21 protein-coding genes are annotated in these 23719 nt (G+C 37.5%); 3 read left to right on the top strand and 18 right to left on the bottom strand.

The features are described from left to right. Positions 1-36: 36 nt before the first annotated feature. Entirely contained in the window at positions 37-609 is a 573-nt protein-coding gene (locus ACIFOT_RS04045; protein WP_430061927.1) for a cysteine hydrolase family protein, read from the top strand. A 60-nt stretch (positions 610-669) separates the two neighbouring features. On the opposite strand, the gene ACIFOT_RS04050 is transcribed toward ACIFOT_RS04045, so the two are convergent. Continuing rightward, positions 670-1932 (bottom strand): MFS transporter, encoded by a 1263-nt coding sequence (locus ACIFOT_RS04050; RefSeq protein ID WP_430061930.1) that lies wholly within the window; start codon positions 1930-1932, stop codon positions 670-672. A 157-nt stretch (positions 1933-2089) separates the two neighbouring features. On the opposite strand from ACIFOT_RS04050, the gene ACIFOT_RS04055 reads away from it, so the two are divergent. Continuing rightward, the gene (locus tag ACIFOT_RS04055) at positions 2090-2245 is read left to right on the top strand and encodes a hypothetical protein (RefSeq protein WP_430061933.1); all 156 of its coding nucleotides are present in this window, start codon (positions 2090-2092) and stop codon (positions 2243-2245) included. A 49-nt stretch (positions 2246-2294) separates the two neighbouring features. On the opposite strand, the gene ACIFOT_RS04060 is transcribed toward ACIFOT_RS04055, so the two are convergent. The 11 genes from ACIFOT_RS04060 to ACIFOT_RS04110 all read right to left on the bottom strand — a co-directional run bounded on the left by ACIFOT_RS04060 (position 2295) and on the right by ACIFOT_RS04110 (position 15793). Then, the gene (locus ACIFOT_RS04060; protein ID WP_430061936.1) at positions 2295-3545 is read right to left on the bottom strand and encodes an endo-1,4-beta-xylanase; all 1251 of its coding nucleotides are present in this window, start codon (positions 3543-3545) and stop codon (positions 2295-2297) included. Positions 3546-3622: 77 nt separating this feature from the next. Beyond that, complete coding sequence (locus ACIFOT_RS04065) at positions 3623-4057, bottom strand: polysaccharide deacetylase family protein (RefSeq protein WP_430062276.1); 435 nt, start codon at positions 4055-4057, stop codon at positions 3623-3625. Between the two features lie 6 nt (positions 4058-4063). Then, positions 4064-4384 carry a hypothetical protein gene (locus ACIFOT_RS04070; protein ID WP_430061938.1) on the bottom strand — a complete coding sequence of 107 codons (321 nt, stop codon included), beginning with the start codon at positions 4382-4384 and terminating at the stop codon, positions 4064-4066. Positions 4385-4738: 354 nt separating this feature from the next. Then, a complete protein-coding gene (locus ACIFOT_RS04075) occupies positions 4739-6403 on the bottom strand; it encodes an ABC transporter substrate-binding protein (RefSeq protein ID WP_430061939.1) in 1665 nt (554 codons plus the stop codon). Positions 6404-6423: 20 nt separating this feature from the next. Further along, positions 6424-8178, bottom strand: coding sequence for a sensor histidine kinase (locus tag ACIFOT_RS04080; protein ID WP_430061942.1), 1755 nt, complete (start codon positions 8176-8178; stop codon positions 6424-6426). Positions 8179-8180: 2 nt separating this feature from the next. Beyond that, the gene (locus tag ACIFOT_RS04085) at positions 8181-9764 is read right to left on the bottom strand and encodes a response regulator transcription factor (protein ID WP_430061945.1); all 1584 of its coding nucleotides are present in this window, start codon (positions 9762-9764) and stop codon (positions 8181-8183) included. A gap of 188 nt (positions 9765-9952) precedes the next feature. Beyond that, positions 9953-10834 carry a carbohydrate ABC transporter permease gene (locus tag ACIFOT_RS04090; protein WP_430062278.1) on the bottom strand — a complete coding sequence of 294 codons (882 nt, stop codon included), beginning with the start codon at positions 10832-10834 and terminating at the stop codon, positions 9953-9955. Positions 10835-10867: 33 nt separating this feature from the next. Then, positions 10868-11743, bottom strand: coding sequence for a carbohydrate ABC transporter permease (locus tag ACIFOT_RS04095; protein ID WP_223589061.1), 876 nt, complete (start codon positions 11741-11743; stop codon positions 10868-10870). Positions 11744-11824: 81 nt separating this feature from the next. Further along, positions 11825-13120: an extracellular solute-binding protein gene (locus ACIFOT_RS04100; RefSeq protein ID WP_430062280.1), complete on the bottom strand. Its 1296-nt coding sequence runs from the start codon at positions 13118-13120 to the stop codon at positions 11825-11827. 136 nt (positions 13121-13256) lie between these two features. Continuing rightward, positions 13257-14045: a response regulator transcription factor gene (locus ACIFOT_RS04105; RefSeq protein ID WP_430061948.1), complete on the bottom strand. Its 789-nt coding sequence runs from the start codon at positions 14043-14045 to the stop codon at positions 13257-13259. Beyond that, the gene (locus ACIFOT_RS04110; RefSeq protein WP_430061951.1) at positions 14039-15793 is read right to left on the bottom strand and encodes a sensor histidine kinase; all 1755 of its coding nucleotides are present in this window, start codon (positions 15791-15793) and stop codon (positions 14039-14041) included. Before ACIFOT_RS04110 ends, ACIFOT_RS04105 begins: the two co-directional genes overlap by 7 nt. Positions 15794-15975: 182 nt before the next feature. On the opposite strand from ACIFOT_RS04110, the gene ACIFOT_RS04115 reads away from it, so the two are divergent. Further along, positions 15976-16608, top strand: a complete 633-nt coding sequence (locus ACIFOT_RS04115; protein WP_430061953.1) for a YesL family protein — start codon at positions 15976-15978, stop codon at positions 16606-16608. Positions 16609-16629: 21 nt separating this feature from the next. Here the strand turns inward: ACIFOT_RS04115 and ACIFOT_RS04120 are convergent, their stop codons facing one another. The 6 genes from ACIFOT_RS04120 to ACIFOT_RS04145 all read right to left on the bottom strand — a co-directional run bounded on the left by ACIFOT_RS04120 (position 16630) and on the right by ACIFOT_RS04145 (position 23495). Continuing rightward, the gene (locus ACIFOT_RS04120; RefSeq protein WP_430061955.1) at positions 16630-17235 is read right to left on the bottom strand and encodes a polysaccharide deacetylase family protein; all 606 of its coding nucleotides are present in this window, start codon (positions 17233-17235) and stop codon (positions 16630-16632) included. A gap of 20 nt (positions 17236-17255) precedes the next feature. Then, positions 17256-18239 (bottom strand): aldo/keto reductase, encoded by a 984-nt coding sequence (locus ACIFOT_RS04125; RefSeq protein ID WP_430061957.1) that lies wholly within the window; start codon positions 18237-18239, stop codon positions 17256-17258. A 17-nt stretch (positions 18240-18256) separates the two neighbouring features. Then, positions 18257-19297, bottom strand: a complete 1041-nt coding sequence (locus ACIFOT_RS04130; protein ID WP_430061959.1) for an aldose epimerase family protein — start codon at positions 19295-19297, stop codon at positions 18257-18259. Positions 19298-19329: 32 nt separating this feature from the next. Further along, positions 19330-19986: an SGNH/GDSL hydrolase family protein gene (locus ACIFOT_RS04135; RefSeq protein WP_430061962.1), complete on the bottom strand. Its 657-nt coding sequence runs from the start codon at positions 19984-19986 to the stop codon at positions 19330-19332. A 259-nt stretch (positions 19987-20245) separates the two neighbouring features. Further along, entirely contained in the window at positions 20246-21811 is a 1566-nt protein-coding gene (locus tag ACIFOT_RS04140) for a glutathione ABC transporter substrate-binding protein (protein ID WP_430061965.1), read from the bottom strand. 214 nt (positions 21812-22025) lie between these two features. Beyond that, complete coding sequence (locus ACIFOT_RS04145; RefSeq protein WP_430061967.1) at positions 22026-23495, bottom strand: amidohydrolase family protein; 1470 nt, start codon at positions 23493-23495, stop codon at positions 22026-22028. Positions 23496-23719 lie beyond the last annotated feature (224 nt).

Here is a 23719-nt window from a genome sequence, read left to right on the forward strand (position 1 = left end):
TATTATTATAATCAATTTTTGATGAGGTGGAAAAAAATGAGAACAGCTTTACTCTTAATTGATATTCAAAATGATTACTTTCCAAATGGAAAAATGGAATTAAGCAATCCTGGAAAAGCAGCTGAAAATGCAGGTAAAATCCTTGATTGGTTTAGACAAAATAACCATCCTGTTTTTCATATTCAGCATATCTCAATTCAAGAAGGGGCAACTTTCTTTCTTCCAGACACAGATGGAGCCAAAATCAATGAAGCCGTTTTACCGTTACAGCATGAAAGTATTATCGTAAAACATAGACCTAACAGCTTTTTCAATACGGAATTAGAAAACAAATTAAGAGAAAATGGAGTCACTAAGCTAGTGATTTGCGGAATGATGACGCATATGTGCATTGATGCCACAGTCAGAGCTGCAAGGGATCTAGGTTTTGAATGTACACTTATTGAAGATGCATGTACGACAAGGGACTTATCTTATCAAGAAAAGAAAGTGCCAGCTGATCAGGTTCATTATGCGTTCATCAGTGCACTAAACGGAATATATGCCCATGTCGTTTCAGCCGAGAATTTCCTGCAAAAGGAAGCTAACATGATCTTGAAAAACAACTAATATTAAAGGGAGATTGTTTTTAAAAACGATCTCCCTTTTTTATTGAAATCATGAACTTTTTTAAGATAAATGGGGATAGGTATTATGTTCTGTACCCTTTCGCTTTTCCTTAATAGAAATCACTCCAATTAAGCCAATCATGGAAAAGATTACGGGAGTGATGAAACCGAAGTAGTATCCATCACTTATACTTCCTGAAGCAGACTGGAAATGATCCAAAACATTTCCAAAGATGCTTGGCAGCAGTACAGCGCTTAGAAAACCACCGGTATTCGCAACCCCAGAGACAATGCCAGATTCTATTAGCGGAAAAGATTGACGAACGGCAGCAAACGTTAACGCACTTGCCCCATATCCAAAGCCAATGATAAAGAACAGCATACTGAGAACGAAAAGGGGCGGATTCCCACTAAATAATAGAAAGGTAGACCAGCTTAATAACATAATGATATGAACAATAACATAGAGACGTTTAATGGTTTCCAACCGACTTGAAATCCAGCTAGTTAGGGGAGCTCCGATAAGTGCCCCGATTAGACCAATCATGATGAGCTGACTCGCACCAGAACGTGTCATTCCATACACATTCATCCCATAGGGCACTGCCCACGAACTAATAAATCCAACATACGCGCCGACAACCCCAAAGTGACAAAAGAATAAAGCCCATGCCTGTCGATTCGAAAATATTCTTTGTAATAAATCAAACGTTTTTTCACGTTGTTTTTCATTTTTTACAAATGCTGATTCGTTTGGTTTTTTTAAGAGTACAAAATAAAGGAGAATGCCACAAAAACATAATAATAGTCCCGCTGAAAAAAAGGCCGCCCTCCAGCCAAGTAAATCAATCCATTCGGAGAAAGGGACTGTCGCCAAAAGGAAACCAAGGCTTCCTGTCATTCCAGCCAGACCAATTAATCGAACAAATTCCTTTGCATTAAACCATTGGCTCATTATTAACACCATATTGACCCAGATGGTCGCATCACCAGTCCCTGTCAGTATTCTAGCAAAAAACAGGACAAATTCATTCGTACCCAAACTATAAATGATTGTGCCTATGCCTGTAAGTATTGCACCTGCTATTAGAAAAAAATTAGGACCAAAACGATCCGCCAAAATACCCATCGGAATTTGCAAACCAGTGTATACAAAAAATTGCATACTTGTCAGTATCCCAATCGTTGAAGCTGTTACATGAAAATCCCTCATCACTTGATCTGTAATCAATCCTGGAGCGGTCCGCTGGCTCGACATTAATAAATAAGTGAACAATACAGAAGCAAATACAACCCATCTAAATCGGCTATTTTGTTTGTCCAATGTTTAATACTCCTGTTAACTTTTACACTATATATATGATTTTCCTGTAACGATAGAAATAAATTTTCTCCCAACAATCAGTTTCGTTTTAAATTAATTGTAAAAAAAAGTTAATTTTATTATATAATATTTATAATAAGCTTTTGGAGGTGTCATAATGATTTGGTTATATATACTGATGCCTGTCATTATATTAGGCGGAATTGCTATTTATTTTGATAAACGATCTGGGTTGACTCCACCAGATGAATTACAGCTTAGAGAGAAAATAAAAGAATATCCACCAGAAAACCACAACTCTTATGGACCATGAATAGATATTAAAAAATCAGCTCCAAAACCTCAGAGCTGATTTTTTTATCCTATTTATGGTCGATAATTGCCCAAAAAGCTGGTTTTACATTGTAATCAGGATCAAAAACAAATGGTGCATCCTTGCCTTTTTCTGGTGCCTTTGTAGCTGGAGTTTTGCTATCTAAAACAAGGTTTCCGTTTGCATCATAATAAACATCGGCACGGTCATTCAGCCAAGTATGGTTATCGGCAATGCCCCAGAATGTTACGTTACTAATTTTATCGCCCAATTTCTCATATAACTTGAACAAACGATCATAACGGTCCGCTTGATTCATGAATTTGAGTTCTGGAATGGCAGCATAGGTCGGATACGAATATACCGGCCATCCATACATACTTACATCAAGCTCGGTAATTTGGTTATCTAACCCAAGATCCGCAAACATGTTAATCGTCTTTTCAATATCAGCTTCAGAAGGCCAGCCAATTTGGATGTGAGACTGGTGGCCAACACCATCGATTGGAATACCCTCCTCCTTCAAGCTCTTAATTAGGTTGTAGAGGTACGTTCTTTTTGGTTCTACTTCTGTATTGTAATCATTAATATAAAGCTTGGCATCTGGAGCAGCATATTCTCGAGCCGTTGTAAAAGCGACTTTAATATAGTCTAGACCAGTAATTAGATACCATGGAGATTGACGATAACCATTAGGATTTCCACCCCATTCATCGATTACCTCATTCACAACGTCCCAGGATTTTACATCATTCTTATAGCGTGATACCACTGCTTTAATATGGTCATGTAAGCGCTGTAATAAAAGCTCTTTGTTTGCCTCAAGATTTCCTGGATCGGCAACCACTTGCTTTCCGTTTTGCCAAACGACCATTGGATTTCCATCTTTATCTTGGAAGAACCAATCTGGTACCTGGCTATGCCATACAAGGTTATGGCCGCGTACGTCCATGCCATTTTCTTTGGCAAAATTGATGATTTGGTCAGCAGGCCCCCAGTTAAATTGGCCTTCGGCTGGCTGCAAGCTTGCTGGCTTCATGACATTCTCAGCAACGATGCTATTAAAATGGCGCTTTAACATTTGCGCATCTTTTCCTTGTAACATCGAAGGTTCAACCGCTGCACCAATAGTGAAGGAATCTTTATATCTTTGGTCAAGCTGTGGTGCCTCTAATCCACTAATCGCTGGTTTGTTTGCATATGATGCTGTATCAGATGCAGATACGCTTGACATTCCTGCAGGTAATAATAAAGCTAAGGCTAATCCTGAAATAACGGGTTTACGTAAGACTTTTAGCATGTTTCTATCTCCTTTTTAAGAAATTTATTTTTGAAAAGGTTATTTAAAATCTGACAAACTAATAAACTCTCTAGCTTCTAGTCCCCAATTGTAACCATTCCAATAAAGTCGTCCAAAGTATGGTTCTGAAGCATCATGATTCGAGGTATTTGATATCGATCACTCTGGTCGGTACTAATGCCTCCCCCTACTTTGAAGGCTCCTTTAAATCCTAATTCTTTAAGTACAGAGATGGTATAGGCATTATAATTACCATAAGGATAGGCAAAAACATTTGTTGTCCTTCCTGTTAACTCTTTTAGTGCGATTGTTGCATCATTGATTTCTGCATATTGTTGCTCTCTGCTTAAGTTTGCTAGGAAAGTGTGTGTTACGGAATGATTTTGGATATCAACTCCATTTTCCATGATTGTCAGCATCTGGCTTGCCGTCATATTCCAGCTTCCGTTCACCCAGTTTGAAACCGTAAATTCAGTAGCCTTCATACCGTATTTTTGCAGGATAGGGAAAATATATTGTTAAAAGTCACTTGAATTATCATCAAATGTTAGTAAAATAGGTTTTTCAGGCATTGCAGCTTTTTTATCGAGGATGTTAAAATATTGCTTCATCGTTAATGTCCGATAGCCATTCTCCTTAAGGTAGGCCATTTCTTTTTCAAATTCTGCAAGAGGATATTGATATGGATTGTTCGGATCCGGATTTGGTTTAACGACATGATATAACATAACCGGAATCTTTACAGCTGTTGAATTTTCAGCTGATGCCAATGTTATATGGCTTTTACTAGAAACTATCATAAGTAGGAATACAAGAAGGAGACTGAATATTTTTTTCATACTATATCATCCTCTCGAAAAAACTTGTTTCAAATGTCCATTCAAAAAACAGGAATTTTGATAATAAAACATATCCACTTCTGATAATGAACCTAGCCCTCTATTGACACCTCCTATTTCATTATTTCCAGCAGATAAATAAAGAAAGGGCTTTCAATTGTGAATCAAAAATTAACTGCAGGATTACTTTACAACATTCATTCTATCAACCCAAAGATTGTTTATATACCCAACAAACTATATGTTTTACTTAAATTACTAAAGATGTGTCTCTTACTACTATAGTTAAATGTAAAAAAGAAGACTGATATAGCCAATTGGCAATATCAGCCTTCCTTCTTTTGGTCGTCTTGTTTATTTACTCGTTACTATTTCATTAATGCGGTCCTCGACGACTTTATCCATGAATTTTTCGAATGACTTTGTATCCAAGGAATTAAATTCTTTTGTATATTCCTTCCAAAGTGAGTTGAATTCTGAAGGTGAAGATAAGACTAATTTAGGGAAGTATTTCTTAATTAAATCGGTCTTTTTTGTTCCGAAAATTTGAGGCGCGGAACCTTGTTTAATGCTTGCACTCCAGGTTGGATACCATGGACGGTCATCAGGTTTTGCAAACAAGTCAGAGAATACGGTTGCACCATAAGCTTTTAGAATCGCTTTGTCGCCATCTGTATAAGACATTGTAGCAACTTCCGGCTGTTTTGATGGATTCCAAGCATTTCCATCACTATATAGTCCGTCTCCATGCGGCCAGTAATATTCAAACATTTTTAATCCAGATTCTTCACGATATTTTTGATCTGCTGTCTTTTCAGCTTGTTCAGGAGTTTGATAGAATCTTCCTTTGTCATTCACACTATATGTTTCATCTTTAATGCCCCAAAATGCTAACTTTTGATTTTCTTCTTTGGCAAGATTATCAAAATATTTAATTATACGCACAGGGTCTTTGGCACTAACAGTAATACCAATTCCACGGTTATTGATAAATGTCATCGGATCAATATATTGATCTTTTTGACCATCAAACGTAATTGGCAGCGGCATGTAACGCTTGTCGTCATTTCCTGCTGCTTTTAAATTATCCAATGCCTGTTGAACCTCCCAGCCATAATCGAAGAATCCTAACACGCGTCCGGATGAAATTTTAGCTAAGTATTCATCATAGTTTGCCACAAATGCCTCTTTATCAAAAAGGCCTTTGCTATTCAATTCATTTAATTTTTGCAGGTAACGCTTTGTTTCATCTTTGTTTGCATATACAGAAGTTTTATGTGTGTCCATATCAACCATTACTTCCCCATCATTTGGATAGCCGGCTAAATGGTTAGGTACATTTGATAGAGCATAGAAACGCCAGTCATATGTTAGTGCTGTAAAACCAATCGTTGATGACCCATCCACCTTTGGATGCTTAAGTTGATACTGTTCAATCAGATTGAAATATTCATCAAGCGTCTTAATTTTTGGATAACCGGCCTCTTTTAGAATGCCGCGTTGGATCCAAAAGGCACCTTGTGTAATATTTGGATCTGCCACAAAACTTTGTGGTGCGTTAAATGGAATGAAATAGATTTTTCCATCATTATCTTTCATTCTATTAAGATATGGACCATACAATTTTTTTAGATTCGGAGCATGCTTCTCGATTAAGTCAGTAAGATTAATCAACCCGCCGGCATCCAAAACTTTATCAATTCCGGCATCAGGTGATAGAATGTCCGGATATTTTCCACTGGCGATCATTGTCCCTATTTTAGTATTTAAATCACCTGCTAGATATTCAACCTTGAAATTATCACCTGTTTGTTCTTCTAATTTTTTACCAATGGTTGTTTCATTTGTGTTCATGTTTTTACCTGGGGTGCCTGCATTAAAATAAGTAAATGTTACTGGGGATAAATCCTTGCTGCCTGATTTGTTTGGTTTGCTGCTGGCGCTTTCGTCTTTTGTGCACCCGACAATAGAAATCAAAAGTACAAGCAATAATACTACAGACAAAAATTTCTTAAGCATTTTTCAACCCCCTGTTTTATTTATGAAAGCACTAGGTTATAGGGTAATTGAATCATAACCACTGTACCTATTTGTTTCTCACTTTGGAAAGTAAACTGAAATTGATTGCGGTAATAAAGCTTCAATCGATAATAGACATTTTTAATCCCTACATTTTCTCCGATTTCTTCGCCCCTTTCTAAAGAAGCCAACAATTCCTCCTTCTTCACTTGCGTCATTCCGGATCCATTATCTTCTATACAGAAACATAAAATATCCTTTTCCAGAGTAATCCTAACTTTGATTTCGCCATCTTCCTTCATCGGTTCTATACCGTGGATGCTGGCATTTTCGATAAATGGTAATAATGCCATGTTAGGAATCAAACAATCCTCTGCAGTTTCATCCACATGAATTTCGTAACTTAGCTTATCCCCGAATCTATATTTTTGTATTTCTAGAAAACTAATAATGAGATTAATCTCATCACTTACTGTTACAAAGTCTTTTCCCCATGTAAGAGAATTTCGGAAAATTTTTGCCATATTATGAATAATTTTGGCAGTTTCTTGTTCGTCTTTCATCAAGCTTCTCATTCGGATCGTCTCAAGTGCGTTAAATAAAAAGTGAGGGTTAATTTGACTTTGTAGTGCACTAAGCTGGGCACGATTTCGTTTTATTTCCAAATCCTGTTTTTGAATATTAGCTAGAAAAACATCATGAATAAGCTCTTTTATTTTTTTTGTCATTCGATTAAATTCACTAGACAATTGTCCAATTTCGTCTGTATATTCAGGATCAGGAATCCTTTCAAAGTTTTGATCACCTAATTTCTTTACATGCCTTAAGATCCGATGCAGTCTATTTAAAAAAGATCGATTAATTAAAATAATGATGATAGAAGGGATTAATATATTGATGATGGCAAGATAAATAATAAAATGCCCTGATTTATAAACGGTATTTAACATCGTTTTTTCCGATATCGTTCCAATCACTGTCCAGTTTCGCAGGTATGCTTGATTCAAGGCGGGCGATTTAAGAATAACAGTCCGATTTGTTTTCGATAAACTACTGAAATGGATGAATTTCTTTCTCCATGCTAAATCCTTCTGAGTGGTATAAACAATTTCATCCTCGGCATTCAGTAGATAAACATTCCCTTTGAACGTAACATTATGAAAGATACTTTCAATAGTTGAAGGATTTAATTCGATTTTAACGACTTTTTGTTTGTTATTAAAATTAAAATAATCAAGCCTTCTCATAAGACTAAACGTTGGTGTTTGGTTATCAATCGGTGAATGTAAAACAATCGGAGATGCAGCACTCCTATCCATGTCTTGCTTGTACCAATTTGACTTCTTTATATCATTTGTTAATGGATAAACCCCTCCTGAATAAATAACTGTGGGGTTATCCGTATAAAATCGTATAGAATTAATAGATGGATTAATTGGACTTGATTGATTAAATGTTCGTAGAAACATATCATAATTCTCCACGTAATCAACATCTGTTAAATAGTCCTTCTCGAGGAAAAGATTAATTTTTGCATTCGTATAGAGGGAAGACGATATCCCGACGGCATCGTCGATAATCTTGCCAAAATCATTTCTAATTTGTCTCAGCGCCAGCTCTGAGTCGTGTATTTGCTGTTTTTTTACATTGTTGATAGTAACTGAATAAAAGATAATATTCGTTAAAACGATTGGAATGAATACAGAGAAAATATACATAAATAGTAACTTATTACTTAAACGCACGTTATGAAAATTAAATTTAGCTCTTTTCATATTTATCTCACTTTTCTATTCTCATGAATTTTATGACGATATTCAGTGGGTGTTATTTTTTCAAGCCTGCCAAAAATAGTCACAAAATAATCGGTGTTATTAAACCCAACACTTTCAGCTATTTCATAAATCTTCATTTCCGTTTGACGCAGCAGCTTTTTTGCTTCACTAATTCTTACTTGTAATAAATAGTCTTTAAAATAAATTCCATAGGCTTTCTTAAATAACTGTCCTAAATAGACAGGATTCATATAAAACTTGGCAGCAATTGTTTTTAAACTAATATTTTCACGATAATGGAAATCAACGAATTGTTTAATCTTATTTGCCTCACCATTTGCAGATTTTTTTCGCAAAATGGCAATGTATTCTTTACTTTCTAACACATAATCAAGAAACAGTTTCCTTAATTGCTTTAGTGTTACATTATTATTTTGCAGATGGAGCATATTCTGAAAAGTTTTCAGTTGTGACTCATCCCCATCCATATTTTTAATAATCTTTAAGATTGAGTGTACGCATCGATTAATGGATGCGAGGACAGCCGCCCTTGCCATTCTTCTCCATGAAAACTGAAGGAATATTTTATCAATTGTTTCCATAATGGAAATGGTTGCATTCTCTTCAACTTGTTCCATTAGTAAATGGTAATACGAATCCTCAAGCTCGGTATAAGTGATTAATCTATTCTTTTCAAATTCATGATATAAGAAAATATTTTGTTCCTCTTGTGTATATTTATATTGACGTATTTCTTGAGCTGTTTCGTAAGAGTTTCTTATTAAATGTAATTTAGGAACGGCAGAACCAATATAAAAGGTAATCCTTTGATTACTACACTTTGTAAGTAATCCATATGTCCAGTGGGCAAATTTGGCAATTTGCATTTGGAATCGATTAAGATATGTAGAAGGAATAATTATTCCATAACTTCCTTGGCCCAGATCTTGAATTAGTACCCCAATCCTAGTGTCATTGATATCACGGATAATATTGGTTAATTTATCTTTAAGTTGACATTCAGCGTCACCGGGAAGCAGAGGCAAACCATTAACCTCAACCACCATATAGTAATATTCGGATACGTTTTTCAAGGATAAATCAGAGGATAATTCATTAACCTCCCTCTCATTTACCATTCCAAATATTAAGTTATCCAATATAATAGCTTTCTTCAGTTCAATATCTTTTTCAAACATTATCTTCTGTTCAGTTATGGATTTGGAAAGCGATTTTAGGGTCTGCTCTACTTCCTCTTGATCTATTGGCTTTAGGATAAAATCATGGACTCCATAACGAACAGCTTGTTGAGCGTATTTAAAATCACTGTGGCCGCTAATAATGATAAATTTAGGATGGTGCCCCTCTTTTTGCTTTAATTGTTTGATTAGCGTTAATCCATCTAAAACAGGCATTCGAATATCTGTAACTACCAAATCTGGTTTGATTTTATGTATTATTGAGAGTGCATCCTCTCCATTTGAAGCATCAGCTACAACCTCAAATCCACAGCTTTTCCAATCAATTAAACTTTTTAAGCCTTGTCGAAAAAAAATTTCGTCGTCAACTATTACTGCTTTGTGCATATCCGTTCCACTCCTTTTAATTGAACTAGTGAAAAGGGCTTTCCATATCTAAGAATAATATTCCCAATAATTTTAAAGCCCTCTTAAACGAATTGCTTGAGAGGGCTTCTTTATTCTTCTTTTTAAGGCATCCGAATTTTACAGTAATAAAAATGGCCGACTCGTAAAAAGAGTCAGCCCTTACCTTCTTATCCTTTTACAGATCCTGCTGCTATCCCTTCAACAATCCGATCGCTCAGAATAAAGTAAGCAATTAATACTGGAATAATACTGATCATTAGGGTTGCACCAATCGCTCCCCAATCTGTTAAGTATTGTCCGACAAAGTTGTTCACTCCAACGGTAATGGTCTTCCATTTATCGGAACTTAGGAATGTATTTACAAACACGAATTCATTCCAGTTATAAATCATGTTTATAATAACGGTTGTTGAAAGAACAGGTATAGTCATTGGCAATGTGATTTGGAAGAAGATCCTGTGGATAGAACATCCATCCATTACAGCTGCCTCTTCAATTTCCCGTGGAAGTGTTTTATAAAATCCTGCTAATATCATAATCGTAATCGGCAAATTAAACGCTACATAAGATAAAATGACGGAAACTGGGTTATCAATAAGATGTGTCGATTTAAAAATGTTGAATAATGGAATTAAGGTTGAGTGAAGGGGAATCATATACCCCGCCATAAACAAACCAAGAACCAGCCCGCTCAATTTCCAATGCATTCTGGTGATGGCAAACGTTACAAAGCTTGCAAGAATCACAGTAAGTACAACAGCTATAACGGTGTAAAGCACACTATTAAAAAAGTAAACATCAATATGGCCTGCTGACCATGCCTTTGCGTAGTTGCCCCACTGTGGATTTTGTGGCAGTGAGAACGGTGACATGCCAAAAACCTCTTGATTGGTTTTTAGGGAAAACAGGAGCAGCCAAATTAACGGGTAAATTTGAATAATCGCAATGATTCCCAGAATAACGTAAAGTACTCCGTATCCGATTCTACGTCCGAGCGATTTACTAGTTTTATAAGGAGCCGACAAGGTCGTATTGAATTTTGTTTCCATTACTGCTTTACTCATCTTTTTCACTCCCCTTTGTTAAAATTCAACTTCTTTAGAAGATAGTAATTTTTGAATCAGCCAAGTCATCACAAGACAGATGATTAATAATCCGAATCCAATCGCACTTCCATATCCGAAGTTATACTTACTAAAAGCTTCGGAATACATATAAGAGGCCATAACCTCACTTGCATGGTTAGGTCCGCCGCCAGTTAAGACAAAAATCAAGTCAAAATACTTTAATGAGCCGACAATTGCTAGAATAACCATGACTTTGATGACACCGGCAATGAGAGGAAGCTTTATTTTATAGGCAATTTGAATGGAAGTTGCTCCATCAATTTTCGCCGCTTCAATCAGTTCTTCCGGCACATTCTTTAAGGCTGCATAGAAAATAATGATATAGAAGCCCGCGTATTGCCAAACAATCGGAAAGAAGAGGGCATATAGCGCAATCTTAGAATCAGCTAACCAGACAGGAGGATTATCAACTCCAAATATGATTAACAATCTGTTAATCATGCCGTTTGTAGGGTCAAAAATCTTTGCCCACAGCTGTCCAATAGCAACCGAAGATAATAGCATCGGAATTAAATAAATTTTTCGTAAAAAGTTGGCACCTTTGATTTTACTTGCCAAGATCAGCGATAAAATTAAATAACCTACCAAGCTGACCGTAGAAAAAAGACCAAGCAGCAGGGAATGCCATGTACTCTGCCAAAATAATTTATCCTTGACTAACTCGATATAGTTATCTAAACCGATAAACTTCATCTTGCCGATGCCGTTCCAGTCCATTAATCCATAATAACCAGTTAAGACGATAGGGATATAAATTAAGAGAAGAATTAGAATTAACGCAGGAAGTACATAAAGGGTGATGACGAATTTGTTAGACATTACATTTTTCATTTTTCTATACTCCCTTCCTAAATAGATAGAGGGCATATCCGATATGCCCTCTATGACTTATAGCAACTTCATTACACTTGATTACTTTTGCTCTTTAGCAAGTGCATCCGCTTGCTGCTTAACAAAATCCTTCGGCGTAACTTGTTTTCCGAATAGAGCTGTGACTAAATCGTGGTGTAATTCTGATACAGCTGGGCTTGATTGAGTATCAAAATAGGTTGTAACGTTTGATGCTTCACTCAAATCTTTTAAGATATCAATGTACATTGGAGCAAGTTTTAATTTTGATGTATCAACTTTCGTAGCAGGGATAACACCAGCGTCTGTTACTGATTTTTCTCCCCATCTCTTCACGAGGTAGCCAACGAAATCTTTTGCTTCTTTTTGAACCTTAGAATCCTTTGCAACGAATAAACCTACACCAGGACCGCCAACATAACTGTTGATATCGGTACCCTTACCGCCTTCATAAGTTGGGAACTTGAAATATCCGATTTTATCTTTAAACTCTTGTTTAACATCAGGGCTTGTTGTATAGTTTGGCAATTCCCAAGTAGCTGTTAGGAACATTGCTGCCTTTTCATTCATAAAGTAACCTTTTGCATCATCGTTAGATAAAGCGCTGGCACCCTTTACGAAGCCGCCCATGTCAACAAGGTTTTGTACTTCTTGAGCTGCTTTAAGAATAGCCGGGTCATCCATTTTAGCTTTTCCATGGATAACATCTGTTAGAATAGTAGGTCCGCCGATACGGTCTGCAAGATACATAAACCAGAATGATGCCGGCCATCCATCTTTCGCTCCTACAGTGGCAGGAACGACTCCGTTATCAGCTAATGTTTTGACAACTTTTTTATACTCTTCAAAAGTTTTTGGAACTTCAAGGTTGTATTTCTTAAAGATTTCCTTGTTATAGAAAACGTATGAAATGTTTAACTCTAACGGCAGACCATACGTTTTTCCATCAACTGCATAGGACTCTTTTACACCAGGAATAAATGCATCTTTAAGATCTGGATTTTTATTTACTACATCGTCTAAAGGCGCTAACATGCCGCCATCTACATATGGCTTAATGAATCCATCTGACCAAGTCATACCAATATCAGGAAGCTCGTTAGAGGAAGCCAAAACTTTAAGCTTTTCTCTATATTGGTCAGGATTTAGGATTTCAGTTTCAATTTTGATATCTTTATGTTCCTTTTCATATTCTCCAATGATATCTTTAACAATGGAGAACTGGGCATTGGAACTGCCCTCAGGCCATAAATGCATGAATTTGATAACCTTTTTACCATCTGCGCTGCTGCTTTCCTCAGAAGAACTTGAAGAAGAACAACCTGCAAGTGCTAGAGAGACAAGCATGATTACAGACATGATAATTGCAACCGTTTTCTTTTTATACAATGTAATTCCCCCTATGACCTTTTCTTTGATTTTCCTTACATTTATAGAATACAGTCAGATTGTTCTGAAAAATAGGTCACGGCGATTAGGAAAAATACTACTATTTTTAGAAAGCCCTTTCATTGTTGTTTTTCCGGTATGCACTTGGTGTCATACCCTCTAATTCTTTGAATATCTTAATAAAATATTTAGCCGTTTTATACCCCGATTCTTCGGCGATGTCGTTGATTGGAAGGTTAGTAGAGATCAATAATTCCTTCGCACGTTGAATTCTCCGTCTTGTTACATATTCACTGAAGGTGAGCTTAACATGTTCCTTGAATAAGACACTTAAATAACTTGGGTTTAAATGAACATGATCGGCCACTTCTTTCTGGGTCAACTCATTCTTAATATTATTGTTGATATAATCGATTGCTTCCCTTATCGGTACACGATTCGAAGGATTTTGGGCATTAACATTCATGAGCTTCTGGTCTACGACTTTTTCTATCATTCCGGCCCGCTCTTGTTTTTCGACAGCTTGTACAGCACCTTCCACAGCCTCAATTAGGGCCTTTTTGCTAATCGGCTTTAGTAAATAGTTAATAACACCTAAACGAAGGGCTTCTTGGGCATATTCAAACTCAGAGTAGGCAGAAATAACAATGATGACTGGATAGATGTTTTGCTCCTTTGCTATTTTTAATAATTGCAGGCCTGTTATCTCCGGCATCCGGATATCCGTAATGAGAATATGGACCTTTTGTTTCTGCATAAGGTCCATGGCCTCTTCCCCATTTGAAGCAGTAAAGATTTGATAATTCCCATTTGCCCACGTATCCAATGTTTTTTTTAGCCCTTGGCGGGTTCTGGGTTCATCATCGACAACCAATATGGTTTTTGTATTTAACAAAGTTCTCCCTCTCCCCTCACAGGTATTACAAAAGAAACTGTTGTCCCCCTATTTACTTCACTTGTAATGGCAAGTCCACTTTTCAAACGATCTTGATAGTATAATTCCAGGCGTTTATGCACATTGGAAATCGCCATTCCACTGCCTTTTTTCATCGACATAACGCCACCGGATTGCATCGCCTGTTTAATAGATTCCAACTTTTCTTGGTCGATTCCGGGCCCATCATCTGATACACGTATTTCCAGGTACTCCAGATTCGCCGCAGGTTGAATAGAAACGCTTATCGTACATGGCCTCGACGTATTCCCAGCACCATGGAGGACAGCATTTTCTACTAACGGTTGAATCAACAATTTTGGGACTTTTACCCATTCCCATTCAGATGGCATATTAAGCTTCCATTTTAGCTGGTCACCAAACCGCATTTTCATAATTTCCATATAATTATCGATATGGTGAATTTCATCTTTAATTGTGACCCAGTCTCCATCCGTTTGTTTAGTTATGGTATAACGGAATAATTCAGACATGGCAACGACAAACTCGGCCAGTTCCTCCTCATCCTTATCCTCAAGCGTCCACTTAAGAGCGTCTAATGTATTAAATAGAAAATGAGGATTAATTTGAGCCTGCAATGCTTTTAATTCACTTCTGCTTCGAGTAATTTCTTTTTGATAAACCATTTGAATCAGATGATTGGTTTCTTTTACGAGTTGATTATAGGTACTATTTAATTCTTTGATCTCATTTACCGATGTCACACCAGGGTTCATTGTTAATGAGCCTGCGCTAGCCCGCTGCATCGTTTTCGTCAATTTGATTATTGGTCTTGAAATAAAAGTAGATAGAAATAGTGAACTGAAAAAAAAGATAATAAATCCAATAATACCCGAAATAATAATCCCAGCCTTTAGTACACTAATACCCTCGGTAAAAGCTTTTATTGGAGTTAGAATAATCAAAGTCCAGCCTGTTTCGTTCGAGGTCTGTTTGGTTACCATGTATTCCTGCTTGTCCAATGAAAGGGTAAGTGAATTATTTGTTATGATAGGCTCGAGAGATTTTTTATAGTTGGATAAGATCGGCTTAGAGTTTCTGTCTAAAAGAATGGAATACTGGTTGGGAATCATGGCCTCATCTTGGTTGGCAAATTGTAGATAACTTCGATAGACACTAATGAGGAGATAACCGCCATTCGCATAGCCATGGCCCATTAAATTCACACGCCTTAGTGCTAGTATATTATCTGAATTACTCGGGTCATCTCCAATCCAAACCAGCCGGCCTTTTGCTTCATTAGCCTCTTGAATCCACTTGCCATCAATTCTCGTGATTAAATTCGTATCATCTAAAGGAAGTAATCGAGTCAAATTATTCGTATAAAGCTCAAAAGCAAATATCCCTTCCGTATTCGCCTGAATCGTGTTCACAATGCCTTTTAATTCCTGTCGTTCTGAAAAGGTAATCACCTTTCCTTCATATCCCTTTGTCAGGATTCTTTGGCTATTATCATTGGTCATAACTAGTTTAGATGCCGTACTAATTTGTTTATATAAAGACTCTAATCTTCCATTTGCTTCAACGGCAGTCTGATTCATTTGTTTTTCTGCGTTATTTTTCAGCAATGCGGACACCTGATTAAATGTTAGGAAGCCAACAATTAATAAGACAATCAGCATTACTACTAAAAAAACGACAAGTATTTGATTACGTAACGTGTTCCATTTATTTAAAAGTGAAAACATTTATGAATCACCTATTTATTTTAGAATAGTTTTTCATTTACTATAACGTATTCTTATGTGATAATAAATATTATTTCAATATACAAAATATTAGAAAATCTAACCAATGTTCAATCATGATTCAATGGGCTATAATTATCTCAAGTAAAATTGTATGTTCAGTTAATGAAAGGGAGATTTTTATGAATAAACTATCAATGAGAGGTCTTTACTCCCTTACCGAGTGGATTACCAAGTTTGCCTATCTCAATTTTTTATGGATTGGCTTTTCTTTACTTGGGTTAGTGCTATTCGGATTATCCCCTGCAACAGTGGCCATGTTTACGGTCCTGCGTAAATGGATAATGGGACAAAGTGATATTCCCGTGTTTCAAACCTTCAAAACTGCCTATAAAAAAGAGTTTCTTAGAAGCAATGGATTAGGGATTATTTTGGCTTTATTCGCAGGTCTTATTTTCACTGATTTGTACTACATGAAAATCGATGCCAGCCATTTACTTCAACTAACTAACATCCCTTTATACTTAATTATCTTTGCAATCATTATGAGCCTTTTGTATATTTTTCCGGTATACGTCCATTACAATGTTACGTTTATTCAACTATTTAAAAATGCTCTTTTCATTATGCTGATCAATCCGATAAATAACATTGTCATGCTGCTTGGAGTAATTGCTGTATACTTTGTGGTAAAAGTAATACCTGGACTATTATTTTTCTATGGAGGAAGCATAACAGCAGGGATTATTATGGCTTGCTGCTATCTATCCTTTCAAAAAATAGAAAAAAAGCAAAAGGGAGCACAAACCATTTAAATATGGGCTCCCTTTTTTACTTTAAATCTGTCCATTTAATAGACTACTTACGGTAACAAATTGATAGCCTTGGGATGATAATTCAGCCACTAGAATACGGACCGCTTCTATTGTTTGAGATCGGTCCCCGTAGCCATCATGGAAAAGCAGGATACTCCCATTTCTAACACAGTCTCTTGTTTTGGCAAGAATATGATCCACCCCTGGCTGTTCCCAGTCATGTGCTCCCAGATTTAGCGCTCCAATCATTGGATAGCTCTTTTGCTCTAGTACTGAGAGTGTTTCATGATTATAATCAAGGTAAGGAGGACGAAAGACAACTGGCTTTCGTCCAGCCAACTCCTCTATCAGACTCTCATTACGTTCAATTTCCTCTGAACATTTTTCCTGCGTTAATTGAGACAGCTTTGGGTGAGTAAAAGTATGATTTCCAATTTCATGTCCTTGTTCTGCCACTTTTTTTACCATTTCAGGATACTTGCTCATTTGCTTGCCAATCATAAAGAAAGTGGCTTTTCCGCCGGCTTCTGAAAAAATCTCTAATACTTGTGGTGTATAAATAGGATTGGGCCCGTCGTCAAACGTAATCGCAATAACCTTCTGCGATGCAGGAACTTCATTAATCATTTGGAATGCTCCCTCTCAAATTAATAAGGACCCCTAATAAAATCCTTTACATTTTCCTCATAGAATCGTTGTACGGCTTGCTTTTCTTCCTCTGAGAATGGTTTTGTCTCAAGGGCTGAAAGATTATCCTCAACCTGTTTGACATTTTTAAAACCAGGAATAATGCAAGTAATTTCTTTTTGGTCCAAGATCCAGCGCAGTGCGGCACCTGCCATCGATTTCCGGCCCTCGGCAATCCATTTTAACTGGTCTGCCAATTCTACACCTTTTCGGAATCCCAAACCGGCAAATGTTTCCCCGACATTAAATGCCTCTCCATTTTCATTAAAACGTCGGTGGTCATCTGCTTCAAAAACATGTTCAGCAGTAAATTTACCTGTCAGCAGCCCGCTGGCAAGCGGCAATCGAACGAGCAGGCCTGTCCCTTTTTGATACGCCTCAGGGATTAATGCTTCTAATGGCTTTTGACGGAACATATTAAAGATAATCTGCAGGCTTTTTACATTCGGATATTTCAAACAAATTAAGCCCTCTTCCACGGTTTCGACGCTGACTCCGTAGTGACGGATTTTCCCTTCTGTCTGCAAACGATCTAGTACCTCAAATACACTGCCATCTTTCAAAATTTCAGTGGCAGGGCAATGAATTTGGTACAAATCAATCGCTTCTCTGTTTAAGCGGCGCAGACTGGCTTCACAATATTCGGATACTTGTTCATAGCTGTAATTTTTCGAATCAAATATATCACCCTGCCGGCAGAATTTGGTTGCAATATAGATTTGATCCTCCTTGCCCTTTGTAGCTTTTGCCAATAACTCTTCGCTATGTCCATCCCCATACACATCTGCTGTATCAAAAAAGTTAACACCCTTTTCAATGGCATATTCCAAGGATTTTAGTGCTTCTGCGTCACTCGTCCTGCCCCATGAACCACCGATCGCCCATGTTCCAAAACTGACTTCACTAATCATGATTCCTGTATTGCCTAGTTCGCAATAATTCATTTTCAAAAACTCCTTTTTTATTCCTTTTCAATTCCAAACTTATAAACTGTTTTAGATGAATACTTCTGATCACTGTCTAAAATAATAGATGGAAAATGAGGATGATGGATGGCATCAGGCATCCTTTGAGTCTCCAAGCAAATACCAAGGTGTTTTCCAGATGGCGTTCCCCGGAATTCTCCTTCTGTTTTTAAGGAATTCCCCGAATATACTACAACCCCGGCCTCATCTGTTTCAATCGTCAAAACACGTCCGCTGTCAGGATCCTTCAAAACAATTTCGTTATCATGATTTGTCTTTAATAGAAACGGATGATCGTAACCGTTCCCTACTAAGACGTTTTGTGGATGGTCTGATGCAATACCTGTTTCTATTATTCTTTCACTTGTAAAATCAAATGGCGTATTTTTAACGTCCACAAAAATGCCTGTTGGAATATACTCCTGATCGAGTTCTAAAAATTGATCACTCTTAATTGTCAGGGCGTGATTCACGATATCCCTTTTCAGGCTGCCGCTAAGGTTAAAATAAGCATGGTTTGTGACGGTTAAAAGCGTCTTTTTATCAGTTTGGGCGGCATAGTGAATTGTGAATTCATTATTGTTATTTAGTGTATACGTCACCTGTATATATAGATTCCCAGGGTACCCTTCCTCGCCATCGGGGCTGAAATAAGAAAAACGCACTCCTTCTTCCATGACTTCCGCATCCCAAACAACCTTATCAAAACCTTTTATCCCGCCATGCAAATGGTTGTTACCGTCATTTTTAGCCAAAGTGTAAATTTGGCCATCCAGTTCGAAAGATCCGCCTTTAATTCGACCGCCCACTCTGCCAACGACTGCACCGAGAAAATAGGGATCCTTTAAATAATCGTTCAGTGAATCATGTCCAAGGACAACATTTTCGTAATTTCCGTTTTTATCAGGAACTACGATTTTCGTTATGGTACATCCATAATTGATCGCTGTAACTTCTACTCCGTTATCATTAACCAATGTAAATGATGAGACCGTCTGGTAATCAATTTGACCAAAACTCTTATAAATAACTTTCAATTTAATCTTCCCTCCATTTCTAGTAGATTAGATTAGTTGCGGTTCCAATCAAAGCCAATTTCTTTCAGAAATGCCCGGGCAAGGACCATATGTCCAGCAGTGGAAGGATGGACACGATCCCAAGCGATGGCTGCAGCATAGAGGTCCTTTAAAACCACATGAAAGGCAGCTTGCGAATCAACGAATATACAATTTGTTTCTTCTGCAATTCTTTTGACAGCCTGACCATATTGATCCATTGACTGGCGCATGGAATCCAACTGATTGCTTTCCAAATAAAATGGAGTCATTAGAACCATTTCTTTTACTAACGGCTTGGTCTCCATTACAAGATTCCGAAGCGTATCCTCATATTCATCAAGGTACACATGCCAGTCTTTAATAAACGGTGTATCATACTGACGCCATACATCGTTAATGCCAATCATAATAGATAACCAGTCTGGCTTTTGGCTAATTACATCCTCCTGCCATCTACTTTTCAAATCACGAACGGTGTTGCCACTGATCCCCTTATTCACCACGCGAATTCCAAGTTCCGGGTAAACGGCTTGCAAAAGCCCATCAACAAAGGAAACATAGCCCTTGCCGAGGGCGCCAAACAATCCTTCTCCTTCCGGTTTTACACGCTCACAATCTGTCACGGAGTCGCCAATAAATAATAGTTTTTGACCTTGTTCAAGCTTCAAAAACTTTTCCCTCCTTTTTTCATTAAGCTGTGTTAAACTATGTTGTTGATTTGCGCTCCAGGCGCTTCGCTTTCCGCGGGCGGTCCGGGGAGCCTCCTCGGCGCTGAAGCGCCTGTGGGGTCTCCCCTGCCCCGTCCTCCCGCAGGAGTCTCGCGCCTTCCGCTCCAATCAACAGAGTTTCAAAATCAATAATGACCTTTAACACAGCCAACATGATAAAAGGGGTTATCCAATGGATATCCCTCTTATCTGCTAGTGTCTATTTTATTGAGACATCATTTAATTCCAGATAGCCAGATGGACTAATAGAAAAGCCTTTTACATCCTTTGAGACAGCTGCTAAATTTTCTATGACTCGAACCGGAATATAAACCGCTTCTTTCATTTCTAATTGCTGTGACTGGGCATATAATTCTTTCCGCTTTTCTTGGTCTTTTTCACTGCGGGCAGCTTCAATTAAGCGATCTGCTTCTTTATTACTGTAGAAGAAGGTATTCCCAGCTCCACCCTGTGAGTTTGTATGGAAAAGGTTATACTGATTATAATCGGCATCACCCGTCGCATTTCTCCAGCTCAGGATAAACATTTCAGTGTCTCCCTTGTTTGCTTGGTCAACAAAGGTCCCATACTCCAACACTTGGATTTTTAATTTTACTCCAATCCCTTTTAATTGTGATTGAAGAACTTCGGCCATATTCACTCTTTCTTTGCTATCCATTGTTTTAAGGGTCACTTCAAAGCCATTTGGATAGCCTGCCTCAGCCAGTAATTTCTTTGCCTCATTTAAGTTATATTCGTACGCTTTCATATCAGGATTGTACCCGAAAACTTTTGAACCTAATAGCGAATTTGCCTTCTTCCCTACGTTGTTATAGACCCCTTTCAGGATGGAATCCATTTCAACTGCATGGGCAATGGCCTTCCGGACTCTTTCATCATTAAATGGTTTCTTTTGAACGTTAAAGCCAATATATTCGGTTCCATATCCTTCACTTCGATAAACATCTACTGCCTGCGAAGCTGCGACCGTATCCATCATTGGGACAGAAAGCGGTTCAGCAATTTGGGCTTCTCCCGTTTCCAGCATGGAAATTCTGGTGGTTTCCTCAGGTACGACCTTAAATACTACTTTGTCGACCTTTGCTTTTTCTCCCCAATAATTTTTATTTTTGGTTAAGACAATTTCTTGTCCAGGCGTCCACGATTCAAAAACAAATGGGCCCGTTCCATTTGGTTCTTTAATAATATTCTTTCCGTATTTTTCGATGGTTTTAGGACTAATGATTCCGCCTTCATGGCTTGCCAAAATTGAAAGCAGCGGGGAAAATGGCTCTGATAAAATAAACTGAACAGTATAGTCATCAATAACCTTTACTTCTTTTACCATTTTAAAAACAACAGCTCTTGGAGAAGCTACCTTAGGATCTAAGAGGCGATCAAAAGTAGCTTTCACTGCATTAGCATTAAAATCGGTACCATCATGGAATTTAACACCTTTTCTTAATTTGAATTCCCATGTGGTATCATTCACCTGCTCCCATTTTTCTGCTAACAATGGCTGGATTTCGGCATTTTTATCACGGCCAACTAAACCTTCATACACTTTGCGGTGTGTAACGCTTGCTGCATTGATTGTAGACATAAACTGCTGATCTAAATTTTCCGCATCAGACAAACGGGCTATCACTAGTGTGCCACCCTCTTTTGATGCGGTCTTCTTCCCAGTCTCTTTTGTGCTCACATCCTTATTGGTTGAGCACCCGGTAATAAGAAACAACACCAGCATCACCAGAAATAAACTTCTTCCCCCCCGAATTGCATTCATCGACTCTACCTCCTGAATATTTTTATAATCTTTGTTATTACTTGTCTAATTATAGAAAATATTCAGATAATTTTATTTCGAAAATATTTACTTAAATTTTCAATATCTTTACTTCTTTTTAATAATTTGATTCTTTGAAACTTGTCTGTTGATTTCTGCTCCAATCAACAGAGTTAAAAATATTAACATCAATCTTTTATACAGCCCACCAATTTTAAATAGAATCTACTACTTTAAAGGAAGGAGGAAATAATTCATTTTCTTGCAACTGCTGATAATCCCTTTCTAAATATCCCTTTTTCATTTTGTGAAAATATTGCTGCCCCTTTATCTTGATTTCTTCTAAATCAAGATTAGGGATTTTTTGATCCTTCATCACGATTTTTCCGTTAATAATAGATAGCTTTACGTCCCTTCCTGTTCCACTTAGAATCATGGTTCGGATTGGGTCGTCAAGAACCCCCATATGAAAACCATCTAAGTCAATGGCAATAATATCTGCTTTCGAGCCAACTGAAAGACGTCCTAGATCATCCCTGCCTAGAAATTTTGCTGCTCCAAGTGTAGCCGCCCGGAAGACATCAGCGTAGGTTGAATCCTCTACTTCTTTTTCGATAAATCGTGAAAACATACTTCCGGTCCGAATGTTTTGGAACATATCCGGCGGAAAGGTATCTGTTCCAAGCGCCAAATTGATTCCTGCTCTTTTATATTTTGCAAATGATTCTAATGCTGACATATGTCTGCCAATGATTAATGGACAATGAATGACAGTAGTGTTCGTTTCTTTTAAAAGAGTAATATCATCACCCCCGCCTTTATGCGCTTCACTATATCCTGCAATAAAATGAGCATGAGGAATTCCTGTTTTTGGACCAAGGAAGCCGAGGTTATATAAATACTGAATTGGCGTTACTCCGTACTTTTCTAAAATGGTGTGGTACTCAAAGCTTCCCTGTGCTGCATGTAGTTTAATAGGCACACCTAATTGATCACTATAATATTTTGTTTGGGTCAGGCTTTCTGCCGTTTGACACTCAATCCGTTCAGGTGCGAGCATCCCTCTGACCAATCCATCATACGTGCCATCGAATTCTTCCACAAACTTTACTGCCCGCTGCAAACCTTCTTTTCCTGCTGCTTCATCCCAGTAAAGCTTAATCGTGCTCTCAGGCTGTACCACTCTGATCCCTGATTGGTAGCTTGGACCAAGATAAATTCTTAATCCCAGACTAGCGGCATGATTTGCTGCAGCGCCAAGCTCCTCATACGTTTCTGCCCATTTTTTATAAAAAACTGATGTGATTGGCATCGCCGTTGTGACCCCATGAAGGATCAGTTGTGAATAGGCATAAAGGGATTTAAAGGCTTCCTCTTCAGCGGTCATGACCTCATGATGCCCGTTTTTGACATACTGCTCAGACCAAAGGAGGTTCTTTTGTCGTTTTGAACTAGCCTCTACATGTAAGATATCATGGTCAATATCACCTAACGCATTTAAATCAATAAAACCTGGACTAATGACCGCATTTCCTGCATCGATTTCCTCGTTTACTTCACCTGCGTAATTTTTTCCTACATAAATTATGGTGTTTTGTTCGTAAACGACCTCAGCGTTTTCAATTAGAACATGGTCATCACCATCAAAACCAATGACGTATCTGCCCTTCAGTTTAGTTATCATTTTTATTCCTCCTTTCGTCAACTACCTATTAATAAATTATAAAAAAATAACATCCTAATTATTTTCGGAATCATTACTCTTTTTTAAAATATTTCTACTTTTTAAGATTTTCGGCACCTATAGGCTAATGTCTCATATCGTATAAATAAGGCAGAAATTAGTCATTTTCCTCACCTATACCACACCTAGTCCCCTTTAAGGCTGAACCATAACCAATCCGATTT

The sequence above is a fragment of the Neobacillus sp. NRS-1170 genome (genome assembly GCF_050468025.1).